Source organism: Aliivibrio fischeri (assembly GCA_038993745.2).
Lineage (GTDB): Bacteria > Pseudomonadota > Gammaproteobacteria > Enterobacterales > Vibrionaceae > Aliivibrio > Aliivibrio fischeri_B.
This window is the reverse complement of the sequence record CP160630.1, coordinates 1,085,214-1,111,854: the sequence shown is the minus strand read 5'-3', so window position 1 is coordinate 1,111,854 and position 26,641 is coordinate 1,085,214. Positions and strand designations below refer to the sequence as shown.

Annotated in this window: 16 protein-coding genes and 8 pseudogenes; 6 read left to right on the top strand and 18 right to left on the bottom strand. The window is 37.4% G+C overall.

What is annotated here, in order from left to right; genetic code table 11:
- Positions 1-20 precede the first annotated feature (20 nt).
- The 3 genes and pseudogenes from AAFX60_019325 (at position 21) to AAFX60_019315 (ending at position 3,533) form a co-directional block, all read left to right on the top strand.
- A pseudogene (locus AAFX60_019325) lies at positions 21-1,389 on the top strand (MATE family efflux transporter).
- A gap of 107 nt (positions 1,390-1,496) precedes the next feature.
- A complete protein-coding gene (locus tag AAFX60_019320; GenBank protein XDF79303.1) occupies positions 1,497-2,057 on the top strand; it encodes a sugar O-acetyltransferase in 561 nt (186 codons plus the stop codon).
- 181 nt (positions 2,058-2,238) lie between these two features.
- A pseudogene (locus tag AAFX60_019315) lies at positions 2,239-3,533 on the top strand (hemolysin family protein).
- Positions 3,534-3,584: 51 nt separating this feature from the next.
- Here the strand turns inward: AAFX60_019315 and AAFX60_019310 are convergent.
- The 4 genes and pseudogenes from AAFX60_019310 to AAFX60_019295 form a co-directional block, all read right to left on the bottom strand.
- On the bottom strand, positions 3,585-3,878 hold the full coding sequence (locus AAFX60_019310; protein XDF79302.1) for a hypothetical protein: 294 nt from the start codon (positions 3,876-3,878) through the stop codon (positions 3,585-3,587).
- Positions 3,879-3,895: 17 nt separating this feature from the next.
- A complete protein-coding gene (locus tag AAFX60_019305; protein ID XDF79301.1) occupies positions 3,896-4,456 on the bottom strand; it encodes a hypothetical protein in 561 nt (186 codons plus the stop codon).
- Complete coding sequence (locus tag AAFX60_019300; protein ID XDF79300.1) at positions 4,456-5,172, bottom strand: ABC transporter ATP-binding protein; 717 nt, start codon at positions 5,170-5,172, stop codon at positions 4,456-4,458. The genes AAFX60_019305 and AAFX60_019300 overlap by 1 nt, the downstream gene beginning before the upstream one ends.
- A 500-nt stretch (positions 5,173-5,672) precedes the next feature.
- Positions 5,673-6,577: pseudogene (locus tag AAFX60_019295) on the bottom strand (LysR family transcriptional regulator).
- A gap of 113 nt (positions 6,578-6,690) precedes the next feature.
- Here AAFX60_019295 and AAFX60_019290 point away from each other — a divergent pair.
- Together AAFX60_019290 and AAFX60_019285 are read left to right on the top strand one after the other, a co-directional pair.
- Positions 6,691-7,248 (top strand): NAD(P)H-dependent oxidoreductase, encoded by a 558-nt coding sequence (locus AAFX60_019290; GenBank protein XDF79299.1) that lies wholly within the window; start codon positions 6,691-6,693, stop codon positions 7,246-7,248.
- 148 nt (positions 7,249-7,396) lie between these two features.
- Entirely contained in the window at positions 7,397-8,194 is a 798-nt protein-coding gene (locus tag AAFX60_019285) for a RecX family transcriptional regulator (GenBank protein XDF79298.1), read from the top strand.
- 60 nt (positions 8,195-8,254) lie between these two features.
- Here AAFX60_019285 and AAFX60_019280 read toward each other — a convergent pair whose 3' ends face one another.
- The 12 genes and pseudogenes from AAFX60_019280 to AAFX60_019225 form a co-directional block, all read right to left on the bottom strand.
- Positions 8,255-9,010 carry a hypothetical protein gene (locus tag AAFX60_019280; protein XDF79297.1) on the bottom strand — a complete coding sequence of 252 codons (756 nt, stop codon included), beginning with the start codon at positions 9,008-9,010 and terminating at the stop codon, positions 8,255-8,257.
- 98 nt (positions 9,011-9,108) lie between these two features.
- Complete coding sequence (locus AAFX60_019275) at positions 9,109-12,222, bottom strand: multidrug efflux RND transporter permease subunit (protein ID XDF79296.1); 3,114 nt, start codon at positions 12,220-12,222, stop codon at positions 9,109-9,111.
- 21 nt (positions 12,223-12,243) lie between these two features.
- The gene (locus tag AAFX60_019270; protein XDF79295.1) at positions 12,244-13,398 is read right to left on the bottom strand and encodes an efflux RND transporter periplasmic adaptor subunit; all 1,155 of its coding nucleotides are present in this window, start codon (positions 13,396-13,398) and stop codon (positions 12,244-12,246) included.
- 221 nt (positions 13,399-13,619) lie between these two features.
- Entirely contained in the window at positions 13,620-14,861 is a 1,242-nt protein-coding gene (locus AAFX60_019265; GenBank protein XDF79294.1) for a BatD family protein, read from the bottom strand.
- Positions 14,861-16,639: a VWA domain-containing protein gene (locus AAFX60_019260; GenBank protein ID XDF79293.1), complete on the bottom strand. Its 1,779-nt coding sequence runs from the start codon at positions 16,637-16,639 to the stop codon at positions 14,861-14,863. The genes AAFX60_019265 and AAFX60_019260 overlap by 1 nt, the downstream gene beginning before the upstream one ends.
- Positions 16,632-17,684, bottom strand: a complete 1,053-nt coding sequence (locus AAFX60_019255; GenBank protein XDF79292.1) for a VWA domain-containing protein — start codon at positions 17,682-17,684, stop codon at positions 16,632-16,634. The genes AAFX60_019260 and AAFX60_019255 overlap by 8 nt, the downstream gene beginning before the upstream one ends.
- Entirely contained in the window at positions 17,677-18,207 is a 531-nt protein-coding gene (locus tag AAFX60_019250; GenBank protein ID XDF79291.1) for a DUF4381 domain-containing protein, read from the bottom strand. The genes AAFX60_019255 and AAFX60_019250 overlap by 8 nt, the downstream gene beginning before the upstream one ends.
- A 2-nt stretch (positions 18,208-18,209) precedes the next feature.
- Positions 18,210-19,171 (bottom strand): annotated as a pseudogene (locus AAFX60_019245) (DUF58 domain-containing protein).
- A gap of 6 nt (positions 19,172-19,177) precedes the next feature.
- Positions 19,178-20,161 (bottom strand): MoxR family ATPase, encoded by a 984-nt coding sequence (locus tag AAFX60_019240; GenBank protein ID XDF79290.1) that lies wholly within the window; start codon positions 20,159-20,161, stop codon positions 19,178-19,180.
- 29 nt (positions 20,162-20,190) lie between these two features.
- Positions 20,191-21,484 (bottom strand): annotated as a pseudogene (locus AAFX60_019235) (anaerobic sulfatase maturase).
- A gap of 65 nt (positions 21,485-21,549) precedes the next feature.
- Complete coding sequence (locus tag AAFX60_019230) at positions 21,550-23,070, bottom strand: arylsulfatase (GenBank protein XDF79289.1); 1,521 nt, start codon at positions 23,068-23,070, stop codon at positions 21,550-21,552.
- 50 nt (positions 23,071-23,120) lie between these two features.
- Positions 23,121-23,881 (bottom strand): annotated as a pseudogene (locus AAFX60_019225) (hypothetical protein).
- A 184-nt stretch (positions 23,882-24,065) separates the two neighbouring features.
- Between AAFX60_019225 and AAFX60_019220 the strand changes: the two are divergent.
- Positions 24,066-24,928: pseudogene (locus AAFX60_019220) on the top strand (LysR family transcriptional regulator).
- Positions 24,929-24,978: 50 nt separating this feature from the next.
- Here the strand turns inward: AAFX60_019220 and AAFX60_019215 are convergent.
- Positions 24,979-26,201 (bottom strand): annotated as a pseudogene (locus AAFX60_019215) (biotin/lipoyl-binding protein).
- The gene (locus AAFX60_019210; protein XDF79288.1) at positions 26,194-26,556 is read right to left on the bottom strand and encodes an MFS transporter; all 363 of its coding nucleotides are present in this window, start codon (positions 26,554-26,556) and stop codon (positions 26,194-26,196) included. Before AAFX60_019210 ends, AAFX60_019215 begins: the two are co-directional and overlap by 8 nt.
- Positions 26,557-26,641 lie beyond the last annotated feature (85 nt).

Genomic DNA, 26,641 nt, shown 5'->3' with positions numbered 1-26,641 from the left:
TTGTTGTTACCGAGGTTAAAATGACAACATTTCATGCAGATTCATCCATCACACGTACTTTTTGGCGTTATGCTATTCCTTCTATTGCTGCAATGGTGGTGAGTGGACTGTATCAAATTATTGATGGGATCTTTGTTGGTCATTACATTGGTTTTGAAGGTCTTGCTGGGATTAATATGGCTTGGCCTGCGATTTGTATATTAGGTGCTATTGGTGTCATGGTTGGCATGGGAACAGGCAGTGTTATGTCTATTTACCGTGGCGAAAATAAATTAGAAAAAACAAAAGTGGCGTTAACGACAGGTTTTTGGTTACTTGCGATTTTAAGCATGATTGCGATCTCCTGTATTGTGTTACTCGCAAAAGACATATTGCTCGCACAAGGTGCGGAAGGTCAAAACTTTGCTTATGCAATGGATTACATCAATGTACTTATGTTTGGTGGTTTTTTACTGCATGTGCAACGGCTCTACCTATGCTTGTGCGTAATGATGAGTCACCAAATGTTGCGACATTTCTACTCGTTATTGGAGCATTAATTAATATTGTTTTAGATTACGTATTTATTGGTGTGATGGGGTTAGGGCTTTCTGGAGCGGCATTAGCAACGTTAATGGCTCAAGCTTGTGTGACCGTTTTGGGTATTGGTTATTTCTTTACTCAGCGTTCAAGTATTCAGATCACATTACAAGAAGTGCTATTTTCTTGGAATAAGGCAAAGCAATCTCTCTCTTTAGGTGCGTCGGCATTAGTTATGTACTTGTATGGCAGCTTTGTTGTTGCTATGCATAATGCGTTAATGATGCATTACGGCTCAGCAACGACTGTGGGGGCTTATGCCATTGTTGGTTACTTATTTATGCTTTATTACCTTCTTGCGCAAGGTATTGCTGAGGGTGCACAGCCACCAATAAGTTATTATTTTGGTGCGAGAGAAAATAAAAAGTTTATCAAATCTTCAAGATTGCATTGAAGTGGGTAATCATTACTGGCATTGGTTGGGTGACTATTTTAAATATTTCACCAGAGCTAACGACGGCTTTGTTTACTAATGGTGATAAAGATCTGATTGCTGAAACGATTGTTGGTATTCGTTATCACTTATTTGCGATGTTTTTGGATGGCATGATTGTATTGATTACTATCTACTTTTTGTCCGTAAATGAAGGCAAAAAAGCCATGGTGATATCAATTAGTAATATCGTTATTCAATTGCCATTTTTGCTTATCTTACCTAAATGGTTTGGAATTGATGGGGTTTGGTTAGCGATGCCAGTATCAAACATTGCATTGATTATCTGTATTGCACCAATGGTATGGAATCATTTGAAAACCCAGAAGATTATCAAGCCATTACCATTGACTTCTACATCGGTCATGAGTCATTAGAGTATTTAAAATAGGAAATTTTTTATTCCAATATTTACTCTTTTTATTTTATAGAAATCGAATAGACTTTGACGGTCTATTCGATTTTTGCTTTTTAGGGAGTTAGCATGACCGAATTTGAAAAAATGAAAAGTGGTTTGGTATTTGATGGTGGTGATCCTGAAATAGACGCTATTCGTAATCAAACACAAAAGTACCTTCAACAATTTAATCAAAGTACAGAAACGAAAGAAAAGTTATCTATTTTACCAAATGTCTTTAATGCCTTTGGTCAGAGTTTTATTCAAGCCCCGTTCTTTTGTGAATTTGGAAAGACAATTTCTATAGGAAACGAAACGTTTATTAATATGAACGTGACCATGCTCGATGGTGCAGAAATTACGATTGGTAATAATGTATTAATTGGTCCTAATGCTCAATTTTATACGGCTTCACATTCTTTAGATTATAAAAGCCGTCGTTGTTGGGAAACCTATTGTAAACCGATTGTCATTGAAGATGATGTGTGGGTCGGTGGTAGTGTAGTGATTAATCAAGGCGTTACTATTGGAGCTCGTTCTGTTATTGCAGCAAATTCAGTGGTGAACCATGATGTGCCATCTGATTGTTTGTATGGTGGAACGCCTGCCAAGTTAATTAAACGACTTGATCAAAATAAAAAGAGTTAGTTAAAAATTAGGTGTTTAAGATGGATAAGTATAACGAAATGTAACTATATGTTTATTCATTAACAAGTGCTTAAAATAAGGTCAATATAGTTATTGACCTTATTGTAAATCAGGCATATAAGAGTAGGAAAATAATAACGTATGTACGTTGTTTTTATTACTTAATAATTCGAGGTTTACATTGGATATTGCCATATTACTTTTTCTAATTGTGATTAATGGTGTGTTTGCTATGTCTGAGATTGCTCTCATGACCGCAAAAAAGAGTCGATTACAGAAATTAGCAGCAGAAGGCAGTAAGTCAGCTGCTAAAGCGATTAAATTAGGCGAAGAGCCTACTCAGTTCTTATCTACCGTACAGATAGGTATTACCGGAATTGGTATCTTAAATGGTATCTTAGGTGAGGCGGCATTTTCAGGCCCGATCTCAAATTTCCTTATTTCATTTGGTGTACCAGCAGGATTAGCGTCTACCGTTTCGACTATGTCGACTGTTGTGATCATCACCTATGTCTCAATTGTTGTTGGTGAGCTTGTTCCAAAACGTATAGCACAATTTCACGCAGAACGTATTGCAACGCTTATAGCGCCATTGATCAGCATGTTAGCTTCTGTTTCTCGACCATTTGTATTCTTACTATCGATCTCAACAGATGCGATTTTACGTTTATTAGGTCGCTCAAACAGCGATGAAGCATCGATTACTGAAGATGATATTCACGCTTTGCTTTCAGAAGGCTCTGAGCAAGGTGTTATTGAAAAGCATGAACACAGTATGGTGCGCAATATCTTACAATTAGATGATAGACGAGTTGCATCACTCATGATCCCACGAAATGAATTGGTTTATTTCGACACCGAGCAATCGTGGGATGAGAACTTACCAAAATTATTGCGCTCAGAATATTCTATTTATCCTGTAACACGTGGTGGAATGGACAATGTTCTTGGATTTACAACATCACGATTTTTACTAAAAGCAGCGCATCAAGAACACCGAACCAAATGGTTAATGCGTAATTTATTACCTTGTTTAACGATTTTAGAAACAAAATACGGTAGTGAATTGTTGGAGTTACTAAAAACGACGGGTGAAGAGATAGCTCTAGTCGTTGATGAATATGGTGATGCTCAAGGTATTGTAACGCAAAAGAACTTGTTAGAAGCGTTAGCGGGTGAGTTTAAATCTGAAACCCGAATGATGCATGGGCTGATCAAGTATCAGAAACGGAATGGGTTTTAGATGGTTCAATTCCGACAACAGTGCTAAAAGATACCTTAAATCTGGCGACTTTACCTGAAGAGAAAGAAGGGGATTATCAAACACTGACAGGTATGTTTATGTGGCTAACAAGCAATGTACCTGCTGTTGGAGATACCTTAGAGTATCAAGACTGGAGTTTTGAAGTATTATCGATTGATAATAATAAAGCGAATAAAGTTCGAGTTACTCAAGTTCAGTCTGAATTGGTTTAGAAATCATAGAATAATAAATAAAAGGAGATCATATGATCTCCTTTTTTGTTTTTATTTTTTAATCAACCAACTTGGGTTTAATGATTGCCACGAGATTTCTGTTGTTCGATATAAAGAAATACTAACAAACAGAGCGAGAGCCCCAAGCAAAGCGTATAGACTTAAAAAACCTATGCCAGCATGTTCAAAACTGACTAATGGGTTGTGTGATAATAAAACGGTCGTTGGTATTTGGTATATATGAGATAGAAACTGAGAGATCCCATCCCAACCTAGTACCCAATTAGATAATATCTTTAATGCATATCCACCCAAGAATAATACAATTAATGGTGAGTTAGACACTTGAGATACGGCCAGTATTAACCTGCTATTGGCAACATAACAACACTGACTAATAGCATTCGAGTTAAAAATTGAAACCACCCTGTTATGACGTAAAGTAGCGATGAGTGCTCATGCAACAAAACGAGAACAGAATCACTGGATAAGCTAATAAACCATAAACATAAGTTAGCAATAAGCACTAAAATAGAGAAAATTAGTGGGATGACAATAAGTCCGAAAGTAAGTTTAACTGCGTGAGTATGTTGGCTAGTTACAGGCATACTACGCCAAAAAGCGGAGCTTCCTTCGTTACGTTCTTTGCGCAAGGTTTTAGATAAATATGTTGTGCTTAAAGCAAGAGATAATATACCTGCCATAAAACTTAGCATGATTTGCACATCGTTTGAAAATTCAGTAGAAAAAGGCGTAAAATCCCCTTGAGTTTGTACTGAAATAAACAAGTTATCTTGTAAGTTGGTGTTCATCATTAAGCTTAAAAAAAGCACCACACCACATAATAGAATAAACAGTGGAACACGACTTACTGTTTTATGTTCGATTAACTCTTTTTGTAGCATATATAAAGAAGGGCGCATTATACTGCCTCCTTTTGTAAAGTGATAAATAGATCGGCGAGCGTTCCTTTTGGGATATTATTCATATTATCTAGCTTTACACATTTCCCTTGCTTAAGAATGAGCACATCAGTAAGCAGTTTTTCAATTTCATTAACCTCATGACTTGCAATAATTAAGCATCGTTCTCCTTGATTAAACCACGCCATCAAGTCGTTATAAAAGTTATCTCGATATAACAAATCTAAGCCTAGAGTGGGTTCATCCAGAATAAGTACCTTTACATTGGTAGCGATAACAAGGGCTAAGTGAATTTGGACTTTCATTCCTTTGGATAAACTACCGATTTTACTGCTCAATTTAATGTTCGTTTTTGTAATTAAAGACAGGGCTTTATTAATGTCAAAATAAGGATGAACTCCTGATGTATATTTCAAAATTTGTTTTATCGTCATCCACTCAGGTAACACATTTACATCTGAGATGTATGCTAGATGTTTCATTAGCTCTGCGTGGTTTTCAATCGGATCTAAGCCATTAATTGTAATATTGCCGGAAAAACGATGTGCACCTAAAAGTGCATTGATAAGCGTCGATTTTCCTGCACCATTGTGTCCAAGTAGGCCTAATACTTGACCAGAAGATAAAGTGAAGCTGATATTATCAAGGGCTTGTTGAGCTTGATTCGAGTCAGGATAGTGTTTTGATACGCTACTCACTGTAATAATAGGATTCATTCTATGCCTTAGCTGATTGAATTGATTATGGTTATTGAGTAGCAATACCATGATAAGTTCCATAAATAAAGAAATGCGGCAAAATTAGCAACTTATCAATAAGAAAGAATAGATACTTAGCATTCTTCTCAAATATATGATTAGTAATGCTCAAGAGACTTTTGTTTTCATGTGGCAAATTGTGTGTCACATATATAAAAGAGAGTAAGCAGATCACACAATGATCTTTTAATTTTATGATAAGTAAAGATTGCAAAATAAGACGGTTCGAAGAGAGACTGCAAAAAACCTATCAACGATTTGGCTATGTATCATTAGATTCGATTGTAAAAAGTTATTATGAATGTCGTGCTGAGTATTCAGATTTTACTCCGTATAAACAACGGGATTTTGTCCCCGTAAGTTATGAGAAAACGAAATTATCGCCTCAACGGTTAAATCAAGTGCTCTCTTCACTGGAAAAGGCTAATGCAGTGAAAAAAGCGCAATTTATTTAATTGTTATATAGTTGGATTAATAACGCTCTCTATGTGAGAGCGTTGCTCTTTAATGTACTTCAAAAAGCACTTAGATTTCTCCGATAGAAAATGTTTATCAAAATAGATCAAACTGAGTGGATTCTTTTGTATATTGACACTATCTAATACAGTAACGAGCGTGTTTGTTTTTATTGCTTCTTTAGCGACAAACTTAGGCAATAAAGTAATACCATTTCCTGATTCAGCTAAAGATTTGGCGATAAATAGATTATCAACTCGATACTTTTTATATGTATTCAGTTCTAATACATGATCATCACTTGATACAAACCAAGGGACTTCTTTTCCATCGATATTGATAATGATGCAAGGATGTTGAATTAGCGTTTCCGGAGTGATGCCTATGGTGCTCTTTTCAATAAAGGAAGGTGCAGCGACTAACACATACTCTATCTCACAGAGTTTATATGCAATTAAGTTTGAGTCTTCCAGTTGCCCGATACGAAAAGAAAATCTATATTCTCATTAAGGAGTTGTTCATTCCTGTTTGAGGAAGAAATATCAAAATTGATTAATGGATGCTGCGATGAAAAAGAGCTAATTAGACTCGGTAGCAAAAATTGGGACAATGTATCAGAGGTTGATAACTTGAGTTTACCACTGATTTCTTGTGAGTGACTTTCAATTGTTGATTGCAGCTCTTCTAGCGCTATTTCTAATAGTTTGGTTTTAGGCAATAAACGTTGGCCAAATTCAGTTAGAGTTACTGATCTTGTATTACGAATAAAGAGTCTTTCCCCTAGTTGAGATTCCAGTTGTTGAATACGTCGACTGACTGTTGTTGTAGGGATTGATAAGCGTCTTGCCGCTTCTGAAAAGCTTTGATACTGAGCAACTTTTGCAAATAATAGCCAGTCTTCCTTCATCATTTAATCCTTTTATTATCCCATAAATGGAAAAGTGAAGCCCAACAGTACCATATTATCAAAATGAAATATTCATTTTATCCTACTCACTTACCCACATAAGAGGCGATAAAATGAAGAAAATTACGATTATTTCTGGTCACCCAAATCATGAAAGTTCCATTAGTAATAAAGCGATTCTTGAATACTTAGAAAGTAACATTATGGAAAGTCAGCTAAACATAAGAAAGCTCGAAGATTTAAATACGCATTTTGAGTTTAATGTTATTCAGGAGCAAGAGGCTTTATTACAGGCTGATACCATCATCTTTCAGTTCCCTCTATTTTGGTATTCATTCCCTGCTCTGATGAAAAAATGGATTGATGATGTGATTTGCTATGGGTTTGCGTTTGGTGGTGAAAAGGGGGCGCAATTAAAAGATAAACAGTTTATTTTTTCTTTTACTATTGGTGGACAAGAGTCTGCGTATGGTAATGAAAAGGAAATCGCATTAACGATAGATGAACTGTTAAAACCATTAAAGCAAATGCTGAGGTATTGTCAGGTTAAAGATATTAATTATGTTTATAGCCATAATATGCTTTATATCCCTGATATGTATGGTTCGGTTGAAGATATTAATGTTCGTTCTGAATGCCATGCGAGCAAGCTATTATCTATGCTTAATTAATCGTGATTAAAAGACTGTATGAAATCATTCAATACGGTCTTTTTATTTTAATTAACGACAATATATCAGAGGTATTTTCAATTTGTCGTAGTAACCAAAGGCGAAGTGCTTTAGAGTCGGTAGATATTCCATTGTCTTCGAGGTTTTTATGTTTACTCAACGTCCCATTAAGCAAGCAAAAACGATTGATAACGTTTATGGTAGTGCTTTTTATCACCTTGAAGCAAAAGATCGTACGATTGATGAATTGAGAAAAAAGCTAGAAGCAAAAACGGATAACCAAGAATGGATTGATACGGTTTTGTCTGATCTTATTGGCCGAGGCTACCTTAAATCAGATAAGGATTTTGCTATTAATTTTGCTGAGATGGCATTCAATTCAGAAAAAGGCAGCCAATTCATTTTATCTAAGTTAAAAGAAAAAGGGATAAATGAGTCAATAGCAAATGAGGCGATTGATTATTTGGTCAATCGTGATGGGATTTGCGAATTTTCTATATTGAACAATCGTTTAAGTAATATGACGTTAGATTCGTATTCAAGCGATAAGCTATATTCAACTTTGATGAAATACGGTTTTAAATCCTCTGACGTACGAGAAGTCATTAAGTCTCATCCTATTGCATCAACGCTTCCATCTAAAATGCAAATCAAAGCGGAGAAAGCTGATATCGTTAAAGAAATAGAAAAGTTGGCTCGTAAGTTAAAAGGAAAGTCCGTCATTAAACGAGAGCTTCAACAAAAACTGATTGATGTTACAAACTTTGATGAACAAATTGAAAAATTAGAAATGGATGGTTCGATTGATTTTTATGAAAACTGCCAACTACGTTTAGATAAAAAACGTTTTGATTTGAGTAACTCAAAAGAGAAAAGCAAAGCTTATGCTTACTTATATTCTCATGGATTTAGTTCAGACGAGATAAAAGAAACGCTGAATAGCTAAATTGAGGTTAAGTGTTAGATGACGCCTATTGTGCGTCATCTAACAAACAAATAAATTTAATTAATCAAATGTGTATTTATACGTGATACCGAAGCGTTCTTCTTGACCGTAGCTATTATCAATCATATAAGTGAAAGTGCTAAGGGTTTGTTTTTCAGCGAGCTTGTAACTTACACCACCGAATAACCACCATGCATCGTAATCATTCGTGCCTTTTGCAGCTCCTGTTGCCATCATTAATGTTAGCTTTTGGCTTAATGGTTTTAATGCAAAAGCACCAACATAACCGCTCTGATTGCTCGTTGGAACCATCATGTAATGGTCGTCGAATGTAGGTGTGTTGTCTAGGCATTTACCTGTAGGGTTATTCACATCACACACTTCTTCTCCATCGTTGTAGTTGTAACCAATCGTTGGAAAAATCTGAATACCTAAAGGTTCAAATCCGAAGTAACTCAAAGGAACAAATGTACCTACACTATAGTTTGTTTGTGTATTTTTGTTATCAAATTCATTTTTACCAAAATTAAAATTGACGATACCAAAATCAAAGAGCCATGACCCACCAACGCGCCATTCACTCTGGTCATCATTTAATCTGATATTTATTTTTCGTACGGGATCGAATGCAATAGACCCTGTGAGCGACCAGCTATCATTATTAGTATCGTAATTATCGCTGTAGGTAATTCCTAGTTCTGTTACGACTCGGGTGGGGTCGTCAGCCAGTTTTTCAGAATTAGGTTTTACTGTTCCCGCTGCATTAGCTCCGCATGAAAAGAGAAGAGGTAGTAATATAAAGGGTTTAATTTTCATTATGTAAGCCTGATAAATAATAAAGATAGTAATCAATAAACCTACAAAGTATGAAAATACAATTGTAGGTTTAATGTTAATGAGTATATTGTTTTCAATTATTTTTTAGGATTGAATCTCTCTCTTAAACTCTGCATTGTCACAAAAAAGACAGGTGTAAAGATTGTGCCTATCAATGTTGAGAGGATCATGCCGCCAAATACTGCAAATCCCAATGAATGACGAGATTCAGCACCTGCACCGGATGCAATAACCAGGGGGAAAACGCCCCAAATAAATGCAAAAGCGGTCATTTGAACAGCTCGAAAACGCAATCGAGCTGCTTCTTTAGCGGCCTCAATAATTGAATAGCCTTTCTCTTCTCTTAGCACTTTGGCAAATTCAACGATTAATATAGCTACTTTGGCTGACATACCAATCAATATGACGATACCAATTTGAACGTATAAATCGAAAGGTTGGCCAAGAGCGAATAGGGTTGCCATCGCGCCTAAAATAGCAATAGGAACCGCCATCATAACAGCTGTCGGAATACTCCAACTTTCATATTGAGCAACTAAGAACAGATAAGTAAATAAGAGAGATAGAGCGAAGGCAATAGGAGCGGCATTGCCTGCTTCTAGCTCTTGATATGTCATTCCTGACCATTCAAATGAATACCCTTTAGGCAGTTCATTTTCTGCGAGTTTTTCAATGGCTTTTACAACATCACCAGAGCTGTAACCTGGTGCCGGAACACCATTAATGGTAGCAGAACCAAATAAGTTGTAATTCATGAGTGAATCAGGGCCAAATATTGGCTTTATCTTCACTAAGGTTCCTAATGACACCATTTTGCCTGTGTTGTTTCGTACATATAGGTTATTGATGTCATCGGTGCTGTCTCGATACTCTTGTTCAGCTTGTACCTTTACTTGAAAAGATCGTCCATAGATATTGAAATCAGAGATGTACGCGCCACCCAGTTGAGATTGTAACGTTTGGAAAATATCGTTAAGTGGGATCCCCATTGATATTGCTTTATCTCTATCAACATCGATGAAACGTTGCGGTACGTTGGCTCTAAAAATAGAAAAAGCGCGCGCAACTTCAGGCAATTGATTTATTTTAGCAACAAAGTTCTGTGTAGTTTGTGCTAATGCTTGTGGTGACCGCCCTAGGTTATCTTCTAGAACAAAGTTAAAGCCATCAACAGAACCCATGCCACGAATAGCAGGGGTAGCAAAAACCAGAGCATTAGCGTTTGGAATGGTGTTTAGCATTTGTCGAACTTTATTCATTAATGCTTTTTGGTGCAGAGCTGGGTCTTTACGCTCATCCCAATTGTTTAGTTTGATGATAAGCATCCCTGCGTTAGGGATTGCAGACATGTTAATTAAAGAGAATCCACTAACAGAAACCACATCTTCGACACCATCCATTTCTAAAAGATCTCGAGTATAATCCTGCAGAATAGGAATGGTACGTTGTAAGGATGCGGAATCTGGTAATCGCATTTCCACCATAAATGCCCCTTTATCTTCATTAGGTACAAAGGCAGTAGGAATGGTCATAAAGGTGTAGCCTAAAACGCCAATAAGGGCGATGTAGATAACACTTGATACCAAGAGACGTTGACTCATAAAACCAACAAGAAATTGGTATTTTTTCGTTACAGCGTCAAATCCGCGGTTAAAAGCTCTAAGTGGCGCAACCGGTTCACTGTGTTTATCCGTTAAGATTAATCCACATAGTGCAGGTGACAGAGTTAAGGCGTTAATGGCTGAGATTAATACTGATACACAGATGGTTACCGCAAATTGGTTAAACATTTTTCCTGAAATACCAGGAAGTAGGGCAACAGGCACAAACACTGCAAGCAAAATTAACGTTGTGGCAAGAACTGGACCTGTTACTTCTTTCATCGCCTCAATGGTTGCAGGGATAGGCTTCATGTGTTTTTCGTGAATGATACGTTCAACGTTCTCTACAACGATAATCGCATCATCAACCACAATACCAATAGCGAGTATTAAACCAAAAAGTGAAATGGTGTTTATTGTCATTCCCATTAGGCTCATTACCGCAAATGTTGCAATAATCGAGACTGGAATAGCAATGATAGGGATGGCGGTAGCTCGTAAGTTTTGAAGGAAAACATACACAACAATCGCAACTAATAAAGCGGCAATAATTAATGTTTCGTACACTTCATCAATGGAGGCTTCAACATATTCTGTGGAGTCATAAGCAATGTTATATTCCAAATCATCAGGAAAGGTTTTGCTGTACTCCTTCATGGCAGCTTTCACTTTGCTCATAGCATCAAGAGCATTAGCGGTTGGCAGTTGATACAGAGCCATAACGGCTGCGGGTTGATTGTTTAATTGACCATCCGCTTCATAACCTTGTGCTCCAAGCTCTAAACGAGCCACATCCGACAAACGAATAATTGAACCATCTTTATTTGCCCTAATAACAATATTAGCGAATTCATCGGTTGAGGTTAATCGCCCTTTAGTTTGCAAAACATACTGGTTTTGTTGCTGATCAGGAGCAGGCATGCCACCAATTTTCCCTGCTGCAACTTGAATGTTTTGTGATTTAACTGCGCTAATAACATCTTTGGCTGTTAAGTTTAGCGTACTCATTTTATTTGGATTTAACCAAATACGCATAGAGTATGATTTTTTACCAAGTAAGGTGATGTCACTCATGCCCTCGAGGCGTTTTAATCGTTCGACAAGGTTAAGATCAGCGTAGTTTGATAAATAAATACTGTCGTAAGTTTTATTTGGCGAACTAAGGGTGACAACACCTAAAATATCGGATGATTTTTTACGGACCGTTACCCCAATTTGTTTCACTTCGGGTGGAAGGGTTGACGTTGCTTGCGATACTAAGTTATTAACACGAACTTGTGCCATGTCACCATCTGCACCAATCCGGAAATAAACTCGAAGACTATAGCTACCATCATTACCAATGTTTGAAGACATATAAATCATGTCTTCTACACCATTGATCTTCGATTCTAAAGGTTGTGCGACGGTTTTTTTTACTACATCAGCATTCGCTCCAGGGTAAACGGTATTTACAATAATTACTGTTGGTGAAATAGCCGGGTATTCTGCTATTGGTAATACTTTTAGTGCAATTAAGCCCATTAGTGTCATTACCAATGAAATGACTAATGCAAATTTAGGCCGGTGAATAAAAAATTTACTTAACATTATGTCTGTCCTAATTGTGCATTATTTTTCGGGTGTGATTTCTTCAACTTGTATTCCGGGACGGATTTTTTGTAAGCCTTCCGTCACAATACGGTCACCACTATTTAACCCTGAAATTACGGCTTTATTCGTTCCATAAGCTTGCCCTAGGATCACATACTGTTGTTTAACTATATTTTTTTTAGTCAGCTGCATGACATAGTTACCAGCTTGATCTTGCTGGATAGATGATTTTGGTATTAATAGGCCATTAACAGTACGCTCTTTTAAGCCGATTTTAATTTTCCCAAATTCACCGGGCATTAATGAATAATCGGTGTTATCAAAAATTGCACGGACATGAATTGATCCTGTTGATGGGTCTATCTTGTTACCAACGGCTGCGATCTTGCCATTTTTTGCGTATTCAGAACCATCAGATAACGTTAAGCGAATATCTAAATTAAGTTTTTTATTTTCATTTCTGACGACATCAATAGCACTGCGAATGCGACGATATACCTTCTCATCTACGTTAAAGTCAAAGTTGATAACATTCACTTTTGTTAGAGAAACTAAGCTATTCTTCATTGTTGAACTTGGTGGAAGAAGTGCTGTAATTTGCTCTCCTACTTTGTAGCGAGAAAATCCTAATCGACCGGAGAAAGGGGCATAGATACGTGAGAATTCCAAATCGAGTTGAGCGGATTTTAATGTCGCTTGTTTTTCTGATATATCAGCTTTTGCAGATTCGTAATTAGCAATGGCAGTGTCATATTGCTGAACACTGATACTTTTATCTTTGATTAGCTGTTTTGCACGCTCTGCGTTACTTGTTGTCATCTTTAATGTAGCACGTGCTTTTTCTAATGAAGCTTCGGCTGAGTTGACCGCCGCATGGAAAATTCTAGGATCTATTTCGTAGAGTAAATCTCCTTTTTTTACAAAGTCTCCGTCTTTAAAATGAATTGCTTTTAACTCACCACCAACACGTGGAATGATTTCCACACTACTGACTGATGATGTTCTTCCTATAAACTCTAAATGGGGGGTAATTGGTTGTGGATTTAGAGTTAATGATTTCACTTTAGGTAGTGAAGGTGTTACTGCTTGTTTGGTTTCTTCTTTATTGCAGCCGCTTAGAAGTAGGGTACTAAGTAGGCCAATAATCAGAGAATTGGCTATTATTTTTTTCATGAGTTTTTCTCAATTTTAATTAAAATACACATGTAGTTACATTTAAACCTTACTATTATTAATGTTATAAATAAGGTCGAAATTTAGGTCATGAGAGATAGCACACGGTGATTTAACAACGTTTTTTTTGCTTTTATATTTCGTTGATAAATATTTTTATTTAATTTTTTTGCTTAATATCTTTACTGTAAAATCGGAATTTAAGTCTGATTTTCTCTAAATTATTTCTTAATTTTGAACCATAGCCATAGCACTTTAAATTTCGATATTTCAGAGGTTTGTAGTTTTTCACTTTGAATATCCCATTCTTTTTTATTATTAGTTTTGTACTTTTTCAGCTCTAATTGCTCTGTTTTCTGAACGTATTTTCTATAAATATGAAGTCGAATGTGTGGCCATGTGCGGGTGTAGATTGATTGACACAATAAATAGAAATCAGGGTAAGGGTGTGTGCGATAATAGAGTCTGGTTCTCTTTATTAATAAACCAAGAGTGATGCAACTAATTAAGGTTAATGCGATGTAATACCAGTAGGTCGTTAGCCATGATATTAATGTATGTTTAACGATAAAGGTTTTCCCTTCTAAGAATAATGTTTCTGGTTGTTGTGTGGTGGTATTCCAAAACGGAATGGAAATTTGAGGTAAGGTGATTTTTCCACCTTTTTGTAAGATATAAGTTTCAGATTCTTTTTTGATTGAAGTGAAGTTACCTCTGTTATTAAGATCTGTAAGTTGGACTGGAACAACATAACGTTGAAGTGAGTCCATTTGTTTATTGGGGATTATTGCTGGAAGCAACATAGCGAGAGAATCAGAAACGGCTAAAGTTGTGGTTCGTGTTATTGCATCTCCGACTTTTAATTGAAATGCTTTATCGTCTTTTGATTTATTTATTTTACTTTTATTAGAAGAAGAATATTGCCACTCTTGGGTGAGTGAAGCGCTAGGGGCAACTATCCATTCATCAGGATTCGTCATCTGACTTGTTGGACGTTGTGCAGAAAAACGGTGTGGCTGAGTAGATAAAATACCAGTAACACTCTTTCCTGTTTCTACTGAAACGGTCACTTTTACACTAATTGATGGGATGGTGAATTGTCCTGATTTTTGTGGAAATAGTGGGATCTCCCAACGCTGGTGTGACCATGTTTGCTCTCCATTCATTAGGCTATAATTGGTGGCTTGCAAATTACGCTGTTGAGCAATGATATTTGGAATAGATATGTGCTCAATGACAGTTCCATCGGTGAACCACCGAGGTGTTGCAATATCAATAGTTAAAATAACAGGTTGGTTAATTGCTACAGTTATGGCTTTGTTTTTATTTGAATTTAGCCAACTTGTGATTGTTATGTCATTATTGTCAGCAAGGTCTTGTAGCGTCGGGGCTGCTTCTTTAGCATAAATAGAAAAGCAGACAGTGCTAAGTAATAACAAAAGGAAGAAAGGTATTTGACGCATTATTTATTTCCTTTATCAGAAAGCGTTTGCATATGAAATTTGTTCTGTAGAAAGTATTTAGGATCAGCTTCAACACGGCGTAACCATTTTTCTGCAACTTTTTCATCCGCTAAAATTTGCTCAGCTGAAAGAGTCTGTTTGATTATTTGAGATTCAAGGACTTGCTCATTGGCACCATCGGCGGTTTGAGGTTCATTTTCAGGGAGGTCTTGTGATTGCTCAACTTCTCCAGTATTTGCTTGGCTTTCACTTAAGCGATTTATTTCATCAATAATATTTTGTATTAGAGCTAGGTTATGTTGGGCTGCTTTATTGCATGGAGAGCGTTTTACAATCGCTTGAAATAGGTCACGAGCGGCAAGATACTCTCGCTGTCTAGCAAGAGTTGTTGCAGTATTAAATAATAAAACATCAATATTTGTTTGATGCTCTAATAATTCATTTGGAGTGTTTACAGACTGTTTTTCTTCTAGTGCACTTTGTAAGTCAGGGATCCCTGCCATGAAAGCCGTGTAGGCTTGCTGATATTGTGCCGCATAATAAAATGCAACACCTTTATGTAAAGGGTCTTGATAATGTTGTGCTGCTTTATCGTACTCATTGCGCTCAAAATACCATTGTCCTTGTTGATCTGGTGTTAACCATAGGTTCATCCACCATTGGGTGGTTTTATCCCATAAGGTTTGCTTGTTATTTGTGCTTAATTCATTTTGTGCGACTGTAGATTGAACCATTTCAGCCATGCTTTCGGGTGAATAAAATCCGAGACTACCTATTAATACTAATGTTATACACCATTGAACTAACCAACCTCGTCTAAACCATAATAATAATAACAACATCACAGGAACCAGGAGGTAATAGCCAATATCTTCCCAAGGCATAACTGAATCATTGCTGAGTTGCATATGGCGTTCAATTTGGTTATTTAGCCAAATGACATCGTTATTATCTATGGTTATTTGAGTAATGTGTCCATGACTTAATTGGCTCAGTTTATTTAATGAGTCCATGTTAATAGTAAAATTACTGGCTTTGTTGTTGTCACCAACGGCAAGAATTAATAACTGATTTGTAGAATGAGTGAAATAGTCTTTAAATGCTCGGTTATCTAGTGTTGTAACCCCATCAGTGATTAAAATAACGGTTCCACCTAAGGATGGAGTAGTTTGGGATAACGCTGAAAATTGCTGTTTGATCAGTGGTAATGTTTTGTATGCTGATTTACCTTCAACGGGCATAATTTCAGGTTCAATAGCCGCAAGGTAGGGGCTAAAAACGGCAGAGTCTTGTGTTAATGGCATAGCAATATGGGCGGTGCCTGAGTAAACAATAAGCCCTGTTTTGCCGCCATCTCGTAATGCAATTAAATCTTGTATTTTCTGTTTTGCACGAATGAGCCGATTGGGTAATACGTCTTTCTCAAGCATAGAATTACTGGTGTCTAATACGATGAGCAAAGGGGCTTTATCTTCTCCAAAAGGAGAGGCTTGTTTTTGCCAAGTAGGGCCAGCACAAATCAAAATACTAAGGAAAATAACGATAAATAATAGTTTCAATGGCAACTGCTTTTTCCAGCTGCTCTCTTCTATCAATAATACACTTTGCAAGTGTTTAGGAAGTTGGTTTTTATCGCTGTTTTTCGTCTCTTGGCGCCATTTTATATATATGACGCTAGTGAATGGTATCAATAATGATAACCACAAAGGTCGAATAAAATGAAAGTGAGAAACTATCTGTTTTAGTAAAGGCCATTGAGTGCTTAATGAATCAAACATGATATTCCCCTTTGGATTTAACCGTTTTTCTCCATACGTATTTACATGACATAAACCCAAAGAAGCACAAATGGATTAGCAACATAAGCATTACTGGATATTGATGAATACTTTGTTTTGTTCGATAGGTAGTACTTTGATAAAGTTGAGGTTCTAATTTACTAATTTCAGCGTAAGCATTGATTAATTCATCTTGATTTAACGCTTGAAATGCCTGACCGCCAGATGCATCAGCAATAGTATTAATAGTATCCATATCAAGGGCTTGTTCTCCTACTGTTTGTGGGTCACCAATGGCAATCATATGTATACGTACACCTTTAACTTTCGCTACTTTTGCAGCATCCATTGGGGGTACGTAACTGTCAGTATCATTGCCATCAGTGAGGATAATTGCGACTTTCTCACGGGAGGTTGTGCTGAGAGGTTGTGAGTTATTACTGTCTTCAAAGCGCTTTATTGTTAGGCCAATAGCATCACCAAGGTGCGTACTTTTTCCTGCCATTTCTACGTGAGTCTGATTGAGTAAATCGAGCCATACCTTGTGATCTGCTGTAAATGGTGTTTGCACAAAAGCAGCATCACCAAATAAGATGAGACCAAGGCGATCGCCTTTACGTGTTTTAACAAAATCGTTCAATACTTTTTTGACCGCATCTAATCGACTGATTTTTACGCCATTAGTTGAGGTGAAATCTTTTTCGGCCATAGAACCAGATAAATCTACAACAACCATTACATCACGGCCAAATTGCTCACGAGTTTGTGGTGGACCTAATAACGTTGGCTTTGTTAACGCGATTAAGATCATGCCCCAAGAGAGATAAAGTAAAATCCGTTGCCATTTAGCTGGTGTTAAACGACTTGCCCCATCAGATACCGAGATATTCAATGCTTCAGCCATAATATGAAAAAAGGGTACTTTTATCGCCGATTGCTGGGTTCGATAAGAAGGGGCAATTCGAGTGACCAGTAAAGGTAGAGGGAGTAGCCATAACCACATAGGATGAATAAATTCGATACTAGACCAAGAAAGGTTAATCATGTGTATTCACCTTCTGCTCTTTTTTGTGATAGCTCTCAAGTGAGTGATGAAGTAACCAGTATCTGAATTGGTGTAGTAGTACTTCAACTTGCTCAGGAATAAGCGTAAACCTGGTTTCAGGTAACCACATTTGTAGGAATGCCTGCTCGCTTAGTTTTTTATGGAAATGAACGCAATCTACGCTTTTGGTTTCTAGAAAAAACTGAAGCAGTTCTTTTCCTGATTTCGACGCATTTGATGGTTCTAAATAAACGGCAACACGTTTCATTATGTGGAAAAGTTCGCAAGTCGCTTTATATGGGGAATTACAATTTATTAAAGCAAGGTCTTTTATAGCAAGGCGACGATAGCGGTTTTGTTTATATTTTTTAAATGCGTTGTAAATTACAAATAATGAAAATGCGGTAAAGGCAACAAATAGAATTTTCCAACCGATAGTTTGAGGAAACCAAGAGATAGAGGTTGGAACTTGGACATCAGACAGCCCTTTTAAAACATAAGTTGTTGGTGGTGTATGGGTCATGACTATTTCGCTCTCAGTAAATGCGTGAATTGAGATATATGATTCCCTGCGGTCGAAACCTCCATGAAAGGTAAGCGCTTTATTGCCATTAATTGACGTAATGCTTCACAACGGTTTTGGTATGTTTTTTCGAGGTGACAATTAGCTTTGATAATGTCTTTTCGTTTTTCTAAATTGATTTGATGTGTGCCATTACTGAGTACCCATTTTGATGAAGGGGTTGTAGTGAGAGAAAAATCCATTGGATCGCTGATTAATATACTTAATACGTCATTATATTTTTGTAGGTGCTTTAATAATGAAACGTCTTCTTTTGATATATTTATCCAATCGCTGAATATAATGATGACGCTGTTTTTAAATTACGACGATTAAGAGAATGAAGGGAGTCCGAGAATGAAATCGAATGCTTTTCTTTAGTCTTTACTTGTAATGATTGATTTGCCGTCGTAATTTTTTTTAGATAGTGCAATATATCGTTTTGGCTGCGTTTTGGTGGCATCCATTCAGTATTTTCATTTGTTATTAAGAAAAAACCAACACGGTCACTTTCTTTGATTACACGCCATGCGCATAAACTTGCTAATTCAGCAGCTACAACAGATTTCATGGTGTCAACGGAAGAAAAAAACAAGTTCGAACGTTGGTCGACACATAAAATGACATTATGATCTTTTTCTTCGGTGTAAGATCTAACGTGTGGTTTTCCTGTTCTAAGTGTAACTTTCCAGTCTAAATTACGAATATCATCGCCAAGGTGGTAATGGCGTAATTCTTCGAAATTTAATCCTCTTCCGCGATACTTAGAAAGATGACGACCTGATAATTGTCGGCTTGTTTTTAAATATGGAAAAAGTGAGAATCCATCGATATTGGTTTTCAATTTTACAAGACGAGCGTAGTCACAATGGATCCTAGGATCTAATGTTTTTTTATCTGTTTTTGGGGTAGATACGTGCGTCATACAAAATCACCCAATAACTACACTATTTAATAATACTTGTACGACTTCCTTTGACGTTATGCCATCGGCTAATGCGTCGTAACTTAGGCTGATACGATGCCCTAATACAGAATGGGCCACTGCGCGAATGTCATCGGGAAGAACATGCATTCTATTTTCTACCCAAGCATGAGCACGAGCACACTTATCTAATGCGATAGAGGCTCTAGGACTGGAGCCTACTTCTATCCATTTTGCTAGTTGTGTATGGGGGTAGCGTTCTGGATGACGAGTAGCCATAACCAAAGCAACAATATAGTTTTCTGCAATGTCGGAAACATGAACAGTAGCGAGTTCTTTTCGTCCCATTAAAATGGCATTAGGGTCGATATGAACATTTTTTTTGCTTTGTTTATTCTCGTTTGTTTGTTCTTCTTCATTACGAACTAAGCGAATAATTTCTTTTTCTGCAGCATCGTCAGGGTAATCAACATTCACTTTCATCATGAAGCGATCCATTTGCGCTTCAGGAAGAGGATAAGTACCTTCTTGCTCCACTGGGTTTTGAGTGGCTAATACCATAAACAGTTCTGGTAAGTCATGAGTATTATCACTAATGGTAATTGTGCCCTCAGCCATTGCTTCGAGAAGTGCGGCTTGTACTTTTGCAGGAGCACGGTTTATTTCATCTGCTAATACAATGCTGTTGAAAATAGGACCCGCTTGAAAATGAAGCTGAGGTCTGCCATTAATATCTTGGTATACTTCTGTTCCTGTTACATCAGAAGGAAGTAGGTCTGGAGTAAATTGAATACGGCCAAAAGAGACATCCAACGCTTCAGCTAGTGTTTTAATAGAGCGTGTTTTTGCGGTACCTGGTAGCCCTTCAAGTAAAACGTGACCATTGGTTAATAATCCGATTATTAGGGATTTAACCACATGAGGTTGACCGATAACTGAACGATTTACGTGCTCGAATAATTCAGTGACGGCAGTTTGAGGGTTGTGCATAAAGACTCCAAAATAATATAAATGTATTGTTATTTTTGTGTGTTTTCTTGTCGCTGTAGCAATACAGATAACCCTGTAAGCATGGGAAGGCTTTCATCAAAAAAGGCACGAATACCACTGCAGAGGTAATTCAATCCTGGTTCACCATTTGGAGTATTAATTAATCTATTTTTAGGGCATTCTCCCCAACATAATTTTAAATGTGGGCATGATTTACAGTAAGAGGGAAGGCTGTCTCGTTTTGCCATTCCGAAACCATGTTGGCGAATAGAAAAAGCAAATTCGTTTAAACCCCGGTCGTGAATATTTCCGAGTTTATATTCTGGATAGACGTAGTGATCACAGCTGAATACATCACCATTGTGTTCCATTGCTAGACCTTTGCCGCAGAACTCAGCAGTCACACATAATTGAGATTCTTTCCCCATCACTTGAGCTACTGCTGTTTCAAATAGGTTCACCAATACACGCCCTAAGTCGTTATTTACCCATTCAACAAATACTGTATTTAAGAAGTTCCCCCAATCATCAGGGTCAACCGACCAATCAGTAACAATAGACATGGGGTGTCCCGGTTTTGCCAATTCACTCCCTTTGTTTGGTATCATGGTTTCATTCCAAAATTGAGGAGCTGTGGTGGTAAAGTCCTTTGCCTCAACGCAAGGGTAAACTGGATATAGGTTGCACCGAGCTCTTTCGTTAAGAATCGATAAACATCTAGTGGATGTTTAGCGTTGTGGCGGTTTACCACAACAAGGGCATTAAAAGGTACATGGTGTTCTTGTAAGCGTTTTGCGGCTGCCATAACCAGGTTAAAAGTCGGTTTTCCGCTTCGAGTTACACGGTACTTATCATGTAATTCTTTAGGGCCATCAATTGATAGGCCAACAAGAAATCCATTGTCTTTTAAAAATTGGCACCATTCGTCATTTAGTAAAATACCGTTAGTTTGCAAATCGTTTTCGATTTTCACTCCGCTTGGACGGTATTTATTTTGTAACTGAACGATTTTTTTGAAGTAGTCTAAACCCAGTAGAGTGGGTTCTCCTCCCTGCCAAGAAAAGACAATTTCATGACCATCTTGACTCTCAATATAGCTTTTAATAAAGGCTTCTAACGTAGTGTCATCCATCATTGGTTGCTTTGGTTGATGGAGTAATTCGTCTTTGTGAAGATAAAACAATATTGGCAATCAAGATTACATTTTGAACCGCCAGGTTTAGACATAACATGAAAACGACGTTGGGAGTTGGGGTGCTTTTCTGCAGTTTTTAGTGGGATAACATCTAAACGTGTTGAATGTTTGACTGAGTTGTGTGGCATAAGATCACTTATTTTTAAAATAGTGGCTCTATTTGGAGCCACTATGAATTGTTAATTAGAGTGGATTAATCTTCTTTTGGTACAAAACTACCGGCTTTCATACGAGGCGGGAATTTTTCAAAAGATTTGTAGATTTTGGCTGCTTCGCGCTTCGCTAATGCAAGTACGTACGAACGGTCATACATCCATTTGTCGTAGCCCATACCACCATCACCACGCTCTAGTGGATCAACTTTTAAGTCAAAAATCAGCGGTACACGAAGCTTGGTGAATGGGTATCTCCACACATCTAGACCGGTTTCATGTTCTTGGATCATGAAATGGAATTTCCAACGCTCGTAACGGATAGCAAGTAAGTCACCATCATCACTCCAATAAGCAAACTCTTTACGAGCACTTTCTTCAGTTTTACCTGTAAGCATTGGTAATTGGTTATAACCATCTAGGTGAACGTTATAGTTTTTACCTTGTACACGTTTGCCTTTTAACAGATCTTTTTTAACGTGGTCATTGCCTGCAGCTGCAAGTAACGTAGGCATCCAGTCTTCTAATGACATCATGCCGTTAATATTTTTTCCTTTAGGGATATGATTTGGCCATTTAACCATTGCAGGGACACGGAAGCCGCCTTCCCAACCCGTATTTTTTTCACTACGGAAAGGAGTCATTGCTGCATCTGGCCATGTTGCGATCATTGGGCCGTTGTCTGTGGTGTAAACAACGATAGTGTTATCTTCAATACCAAGATCTTTTATTTGTTTTAGGATTTGACCTACTTGTTCATCGTGTTGAACCATGCCATCGGCATAATCACCTAGCCCTGTTTTGCCACGAGCTTTACCATCAATGTGCGTGTTGTTATGCATGCGAGTGGTGTTAATCCAAGTAAAGAATGGCTTGTCAGCTTTTACTTGTTTTTCAATGAAGGTTGAAGCAACGCCCAATACTTCGTCATCGATGGTTTCCATACGTTTTTTAGTTAATGGACCAGTATCTTCAATCTTGCCATCGGCAGAAGATTTTATAACTCCGCGAGGACCATATTGCTTACGGAATTCAGGATCTTTAGGATAATCGACATTTTCTGGTTCTTCTTCTGCATTTAAGTGATATAAATTACCGAAGAACTCATCAAAACCATGATTTGTTGGAAGCATTTCGTCTCGGTCACCTAGATGGTTTTTACCAAATTGGCCTGTGGCATAACCAAGATCTTTTAGCATTGTTGCTATTGTTGGATCTTTTTCACTGATGCCTTCAGGAGCGCCAGGCATCCCAACTTTTGATAGGCCTGTACGTTTTGGCATTTGACCTGTAATAAAGGCTGAACGTCCAGCAGTTGAACTTTGTTGCGCATAAAAGTTAGTAAACTTAATACCATCTTTTGCGATACTGTCGATATTTGGTGTTGAATAACCAAGCATATCTTGGTTGTAAGCACTGATATTCCAGTAGCCTACATCGTCACCAAAGATAACTACAATGTTTGGTTTATCTGCAGCATGAGCTACAGCAGAGGCGGCACCAAGAGCAAGCGTGCACGCATTGAGTGCAAACTTTTTGGTGTTGAGTTTTTTCACGTTCATAAAAGCTCCATAAAATGTAGAGTACGTTTAATTAAAAGCGGTTATTGCTATTAAAATTGGTAGTTATATTCGATGCGGTGATCGCCTTTGGAGATGTCGTTATATTCATTCCAATTAGCAAAATATCGAATATTAGATCTCGGATTTATTTGATAAGAAATAGCGAATTCATGAGTTAAAATGTCGCTGTTTCCATTGCCATAAGCACTTTCTTTGTAGTTATCTGATCCGGAAAGGGCAGACATATACATAGGGTTGTAGTTGATCCAAACCTTGTCGGTTAATTGAGCTTTCGCATACATACCAACTAAAGCAAAAGTACCTGGAATACTGTATCCATTAGCTCCTGTTTGATCGTTTTGGATTGTGACGCCTGCCCCAGCAAGAGGAAAAAACTGAATATTCCCATCTTGGGCAGTGCTTGGATAATACTGTATGAGCTTGAGAGGGTTTCAGTCTCTACGTCATAAGACATATCTATTTGATGACCACTTCCGTTCTTCATGTTTGCGCTAAAATTACGAAAACGAAACGAATCGATAGAATCATCGACAGAAGGGTAATCATCAAGGTTGCGTAGGTTCAGCAGCTCTCCGCCAATCCCTTTAAGTTCAATTATGTTCATTGCAGCAGTATCGGCATTACCCGTATCGTAAGTTTGACCTACTTTTAGGTTTATGCCTTTATCTGTTATGCCAAAACCTGCTTGAGTGTAAACCGCCAGAGGGTCAGACATGTCTTGTGTTGTTTCTTCTGCAATGCATGATAATGAAAATAGAGGAAGCGAAATCAATAAAAGTGTTTTTTTCATTATTTGCTCTTTTTATTTATCTTTAATGAGTCAACGCACATTACTGCTATTGAGTAAGTGCGCAATAAATATACCAGTGGTAGAGTGGTGATAAATAAGGTGAACTTATGCCATTACCAAAATTTAATTTATGAATCAGGTCAGTTTTGACTGTTTTCTAACCCTAAGTGAGTATCAGTGAGTTATGGATTTAAATCTAGTTCGTACGTTTATGGCGGTATATCGTTGCCAATCGTATACAAAAGCATCTGAATTATTGGTGCTGACTCAACCTGCGGTGAGTGCTGCAATTAAACGTCTTGAATCTGAGATAGGTAAGCAATTATTTATTAAGAAAGGTCGAGGAATAGAAGCAACGTCAAAGGCTCATGCATTAGCAACTAAGTTTCAATTCGCATTAGATACGATTAATGACGCGGTTAATGATAAAAATACGCTATCGGTGTATTGTGCTGAAATTATTCTTCATTCATTGGTTGGTTTAGAACAAATTAATTTTGCAGAATCTCCACGAAGTCAATCAATGTTGTTTGAACACTTGAGAGAACAAAAAGTTGATTTAGTTTTAGACGTTGCGACAATGAAAGATTCTGCTTTTGTTATTGAAGATGCTTATGTTGAACCTTTAGTTGTTGTGTGTGCAAAAAATCATCCTCGATTCAAGGAGAACTGACAAAAGCGGATTATTACAGAGAATCACATGTGATTTATTCTGCTTTATGGCAGGGAATGAATGGATTTGAACAAATAGCGCAAGAACCTGTTGAAGAAAGGAATATTGCATTAACCGTATCTTCATTATCAAGTGTGCTTATGTTTGTCTCGCAGGGGGATTCTTTAGGTTTAGTTTCTCAATCATTTGCAAAGCGGTGGGAAAAACAACTGAATTTAGCGATTTATCCGTGTCCTGTAAAATTAGATAATGCTAAGTATAAGTTTATATATCACAAGCGTTACATTAATGACCCACAGCATAGAAAAGTAAGACAGCAAATTATTGACAAATTGAGTAAGAAAAAACCATTTATGGAATGGATGGGGTTATAAAAAAGCCCCTCCGCTCGAGAGAGTTGAGCAGAAGGGCAAAACGAAAGTATTTATAGTGAATAGAAGAAGTAAATTTGTGATTTCATACGAATGATGATGCCACGAATTACATCTAAAAAGGCCATGAACCCAATTGGTTTTTCACCGGATACCCAAGCTAAGCCAACGGATCCAACAGGAATATCATATCCTTGGTCTTCTTGGAGTTTTAAACGTACAAAATGGTGTTTGTTATTGACGTTTAGCCCCGTAGTTTGACGAACATTGGTTTCTCGACCGAGTAGGTTTGCTTGTGCTTCACCTGTTGCCTCAATGATACCTTCAACTTCGGCTACAAATATCTTTCCTGGATATACCGCACTTGAAAATTCAGCTGGACGTCCAACTTTTACGTTACGTATTGCTTGATGATTTACACGCATTAACACATATTTTTCATTGGTGTACATTTGCATACGAGGAACGGTTCCAACATATTGACCTTCACGTAAGATAAAGTTGGTAACATAACCATCTGCTGGCGCATAAACTTTAGTATTGTCTAAGTTCCATTGTGCTTGTGTTACGCTTTCTTGTGCGCTGGCTAATTCACTTTCTTTTGCTTTAACACCTAACTTTGCATTGTCGAAATCAAGCTGAGCTTTTTCGTTTGCTAACTTGGCTTTATCAAGTTGAGCAATGGCACTAGCAACTTCAATTTCACCAATAGAAACGAGTGTACCTTGTTCATCTAATGCGCTTTGTGTGATGGTATTTTTTACTTTTCTATTTTGCTCAACGTAACGTTGCAATGTCAGTTTTTTGTATTTTAAATCTTGGCTCTTGGCTTCAATTTGTTTTTGACTGACCACAATATCACTTTCTGAAGCAATAATTGCTTGGTTGGCCAGTTTTACATTTTGCTTTGCTACCGCTAATGCCACTTCACTTGCTTCAAAAGCAACTTCTGCTTTATTTAGTGCGATTTGGTAAAGCTCATCATCGAGTTCATAAACTAACTGTCCTTTTTTGACCTCTTGGTTTGGCTCGATATGAATGGCTTTTACTGTACCTTTAATTTGAGTGCTTGCAGGACGTAACTGGATGTGTGGTGATTGAACAACAGAACCACCAGAAAGATCCATTGGGGTATAATTGAGTAACCCTGCCCATACAAATAGCAACCAAGATCCGCCACCAATATAAGCAAAAGCTTGGGTAAATTTATTCCAAGGCATACCTACCATTCTAAGTAGATATATAAATAGAGCCATACCGCTAAACCCTCAAGCATGATGATTCTCCTCTTGAGTTGGTTTAGCCGTCGATGCTTCTTGTGTCGATGATTCAATGGTTGGAGGCTGTCGCCAAATATCTCGAACTTTAATTAAGGCTTTTTCTGCATCAACAAAGGCACAAATAACGGCTAAAACCCACACCCAATGCCAAACAAATCCTATCCATGTGAGGGCAGTAATTAGACCAATTTGTTGATGTTGTTTGCTATGTGCTTTGTTAATTGGTAATTCATGAAGTTTCCAAAAACCATAACCAAGAGCGACTATGCTTCCTATCATAACGACGCTTGCTGCAATGTGTAACCCTAAATCTTGTCCAGAACCAACAAACGGCATACTGACTAAACTCATAAATGACTCACCTCAATAATAATGGGCGAGCATCATGTGGTAAAATTGGAAAAAACTCGACGTTTTTTGTTTGTTTATATCATTA

Coding starts and splice junctions, on each gene's coding strand:
- AAFX60_019305 (XDF79301.1), bottom strand. CDS start 4,456: ATGCGCCCTTCTTTATATATGCTACAAAAAGAGTTAATCGAACATAAA.
- AAFX60_019250 (XDF79291.1), bottom strand. CDS start 18,207: ATGACCCATACACCACCAACAACTTATGTTTTAAAAGGGCTGTCTGAT.
- AAFX60_019285 (XDF79298.1), top strand. CDS start 7,397: ATGTTTACTCAACGTCCCATTAAGCAAGCAAAAACGATTGATAACGTT.
- AAFX60_019280 (XDF79297.1), bottom strand. CDS start 9,010: ATGAAAATTAAACCCTTTATATTACTACCTCTTCTCTTTTCATGCGGA.
- AAFX60_019240 (XDF79290.1), bottom strand. CDS start 20,161: ATGCACAACCCTCAAACTGCCGTCACTGAATTATTCGAGCACGTAAAT.
- AAFX60_019300 (XDF79300.1), bottom strand. CDS start 5,172: ATGAATCCTATTATTACAGTGAGTAGCGTATCAAAACACTATCCTGAC.
- AAFX60_019230 (XDF79289.1), bottom strand. CDS start 23,070: ATGAACGTGAAAAAACTCAACACCAAAAAGTTTGCACTCAATGCGTGC.
- AAFX60_019265 (XDF79294.1), bottom strand. CDS start 14,861: ATGCGTCAAATACCTTTCTTCCTTTTGTTATTACTTAGCACTGTCTGC.
- AAFX60_019275 (XDF79296.1), bottom strand. CDS start 12,222: ATGTTAAGTAAATTTTTTATTCACCGGCCTAAATTTGCATTAGTCATT.
- AAFX60_019270 (XDF79295.1), bottom strand. CDS start 13,398: ATGAAAAAAATAATAGCCAATTCTCTGATTATTGGCCTACTTAGTACC.
- AAFX60_019320 (XDF79303.1), top strand. CDS start 1,497: ATGACCGAATTTGAAAAAATGAAAAGTGGTTTGGTATTTGATGGTGGT.
- AAFX60_019260 (XDF79293.1), bottom strand. CDS start 16,639: ATGTTTGATTCATTAAGCACTCAATGGCCTTTACTAAAACAGATAGTT.
- AAFX60_019210 (XDF79288.1), bottom strand. CDS start 26,556: ATGAGTTTAGTCAGTATGCCGTTTGTTGGTTCTGGACAAGATTTAGGG.
- AAFX60_019255 (XDF79292.1), bottom strand. CDS start 17,684: ATGATTAACCTTTCTTGGTCTAGTATCGAATTTATTCATCCTATGTGG.
- AAFX60_019290 (XDF79299.1), top strand. CDS start 6,691: ATGAAGAAAATTACGATTATTTCTGGTCACCCAAATCATGAAAGTTCC.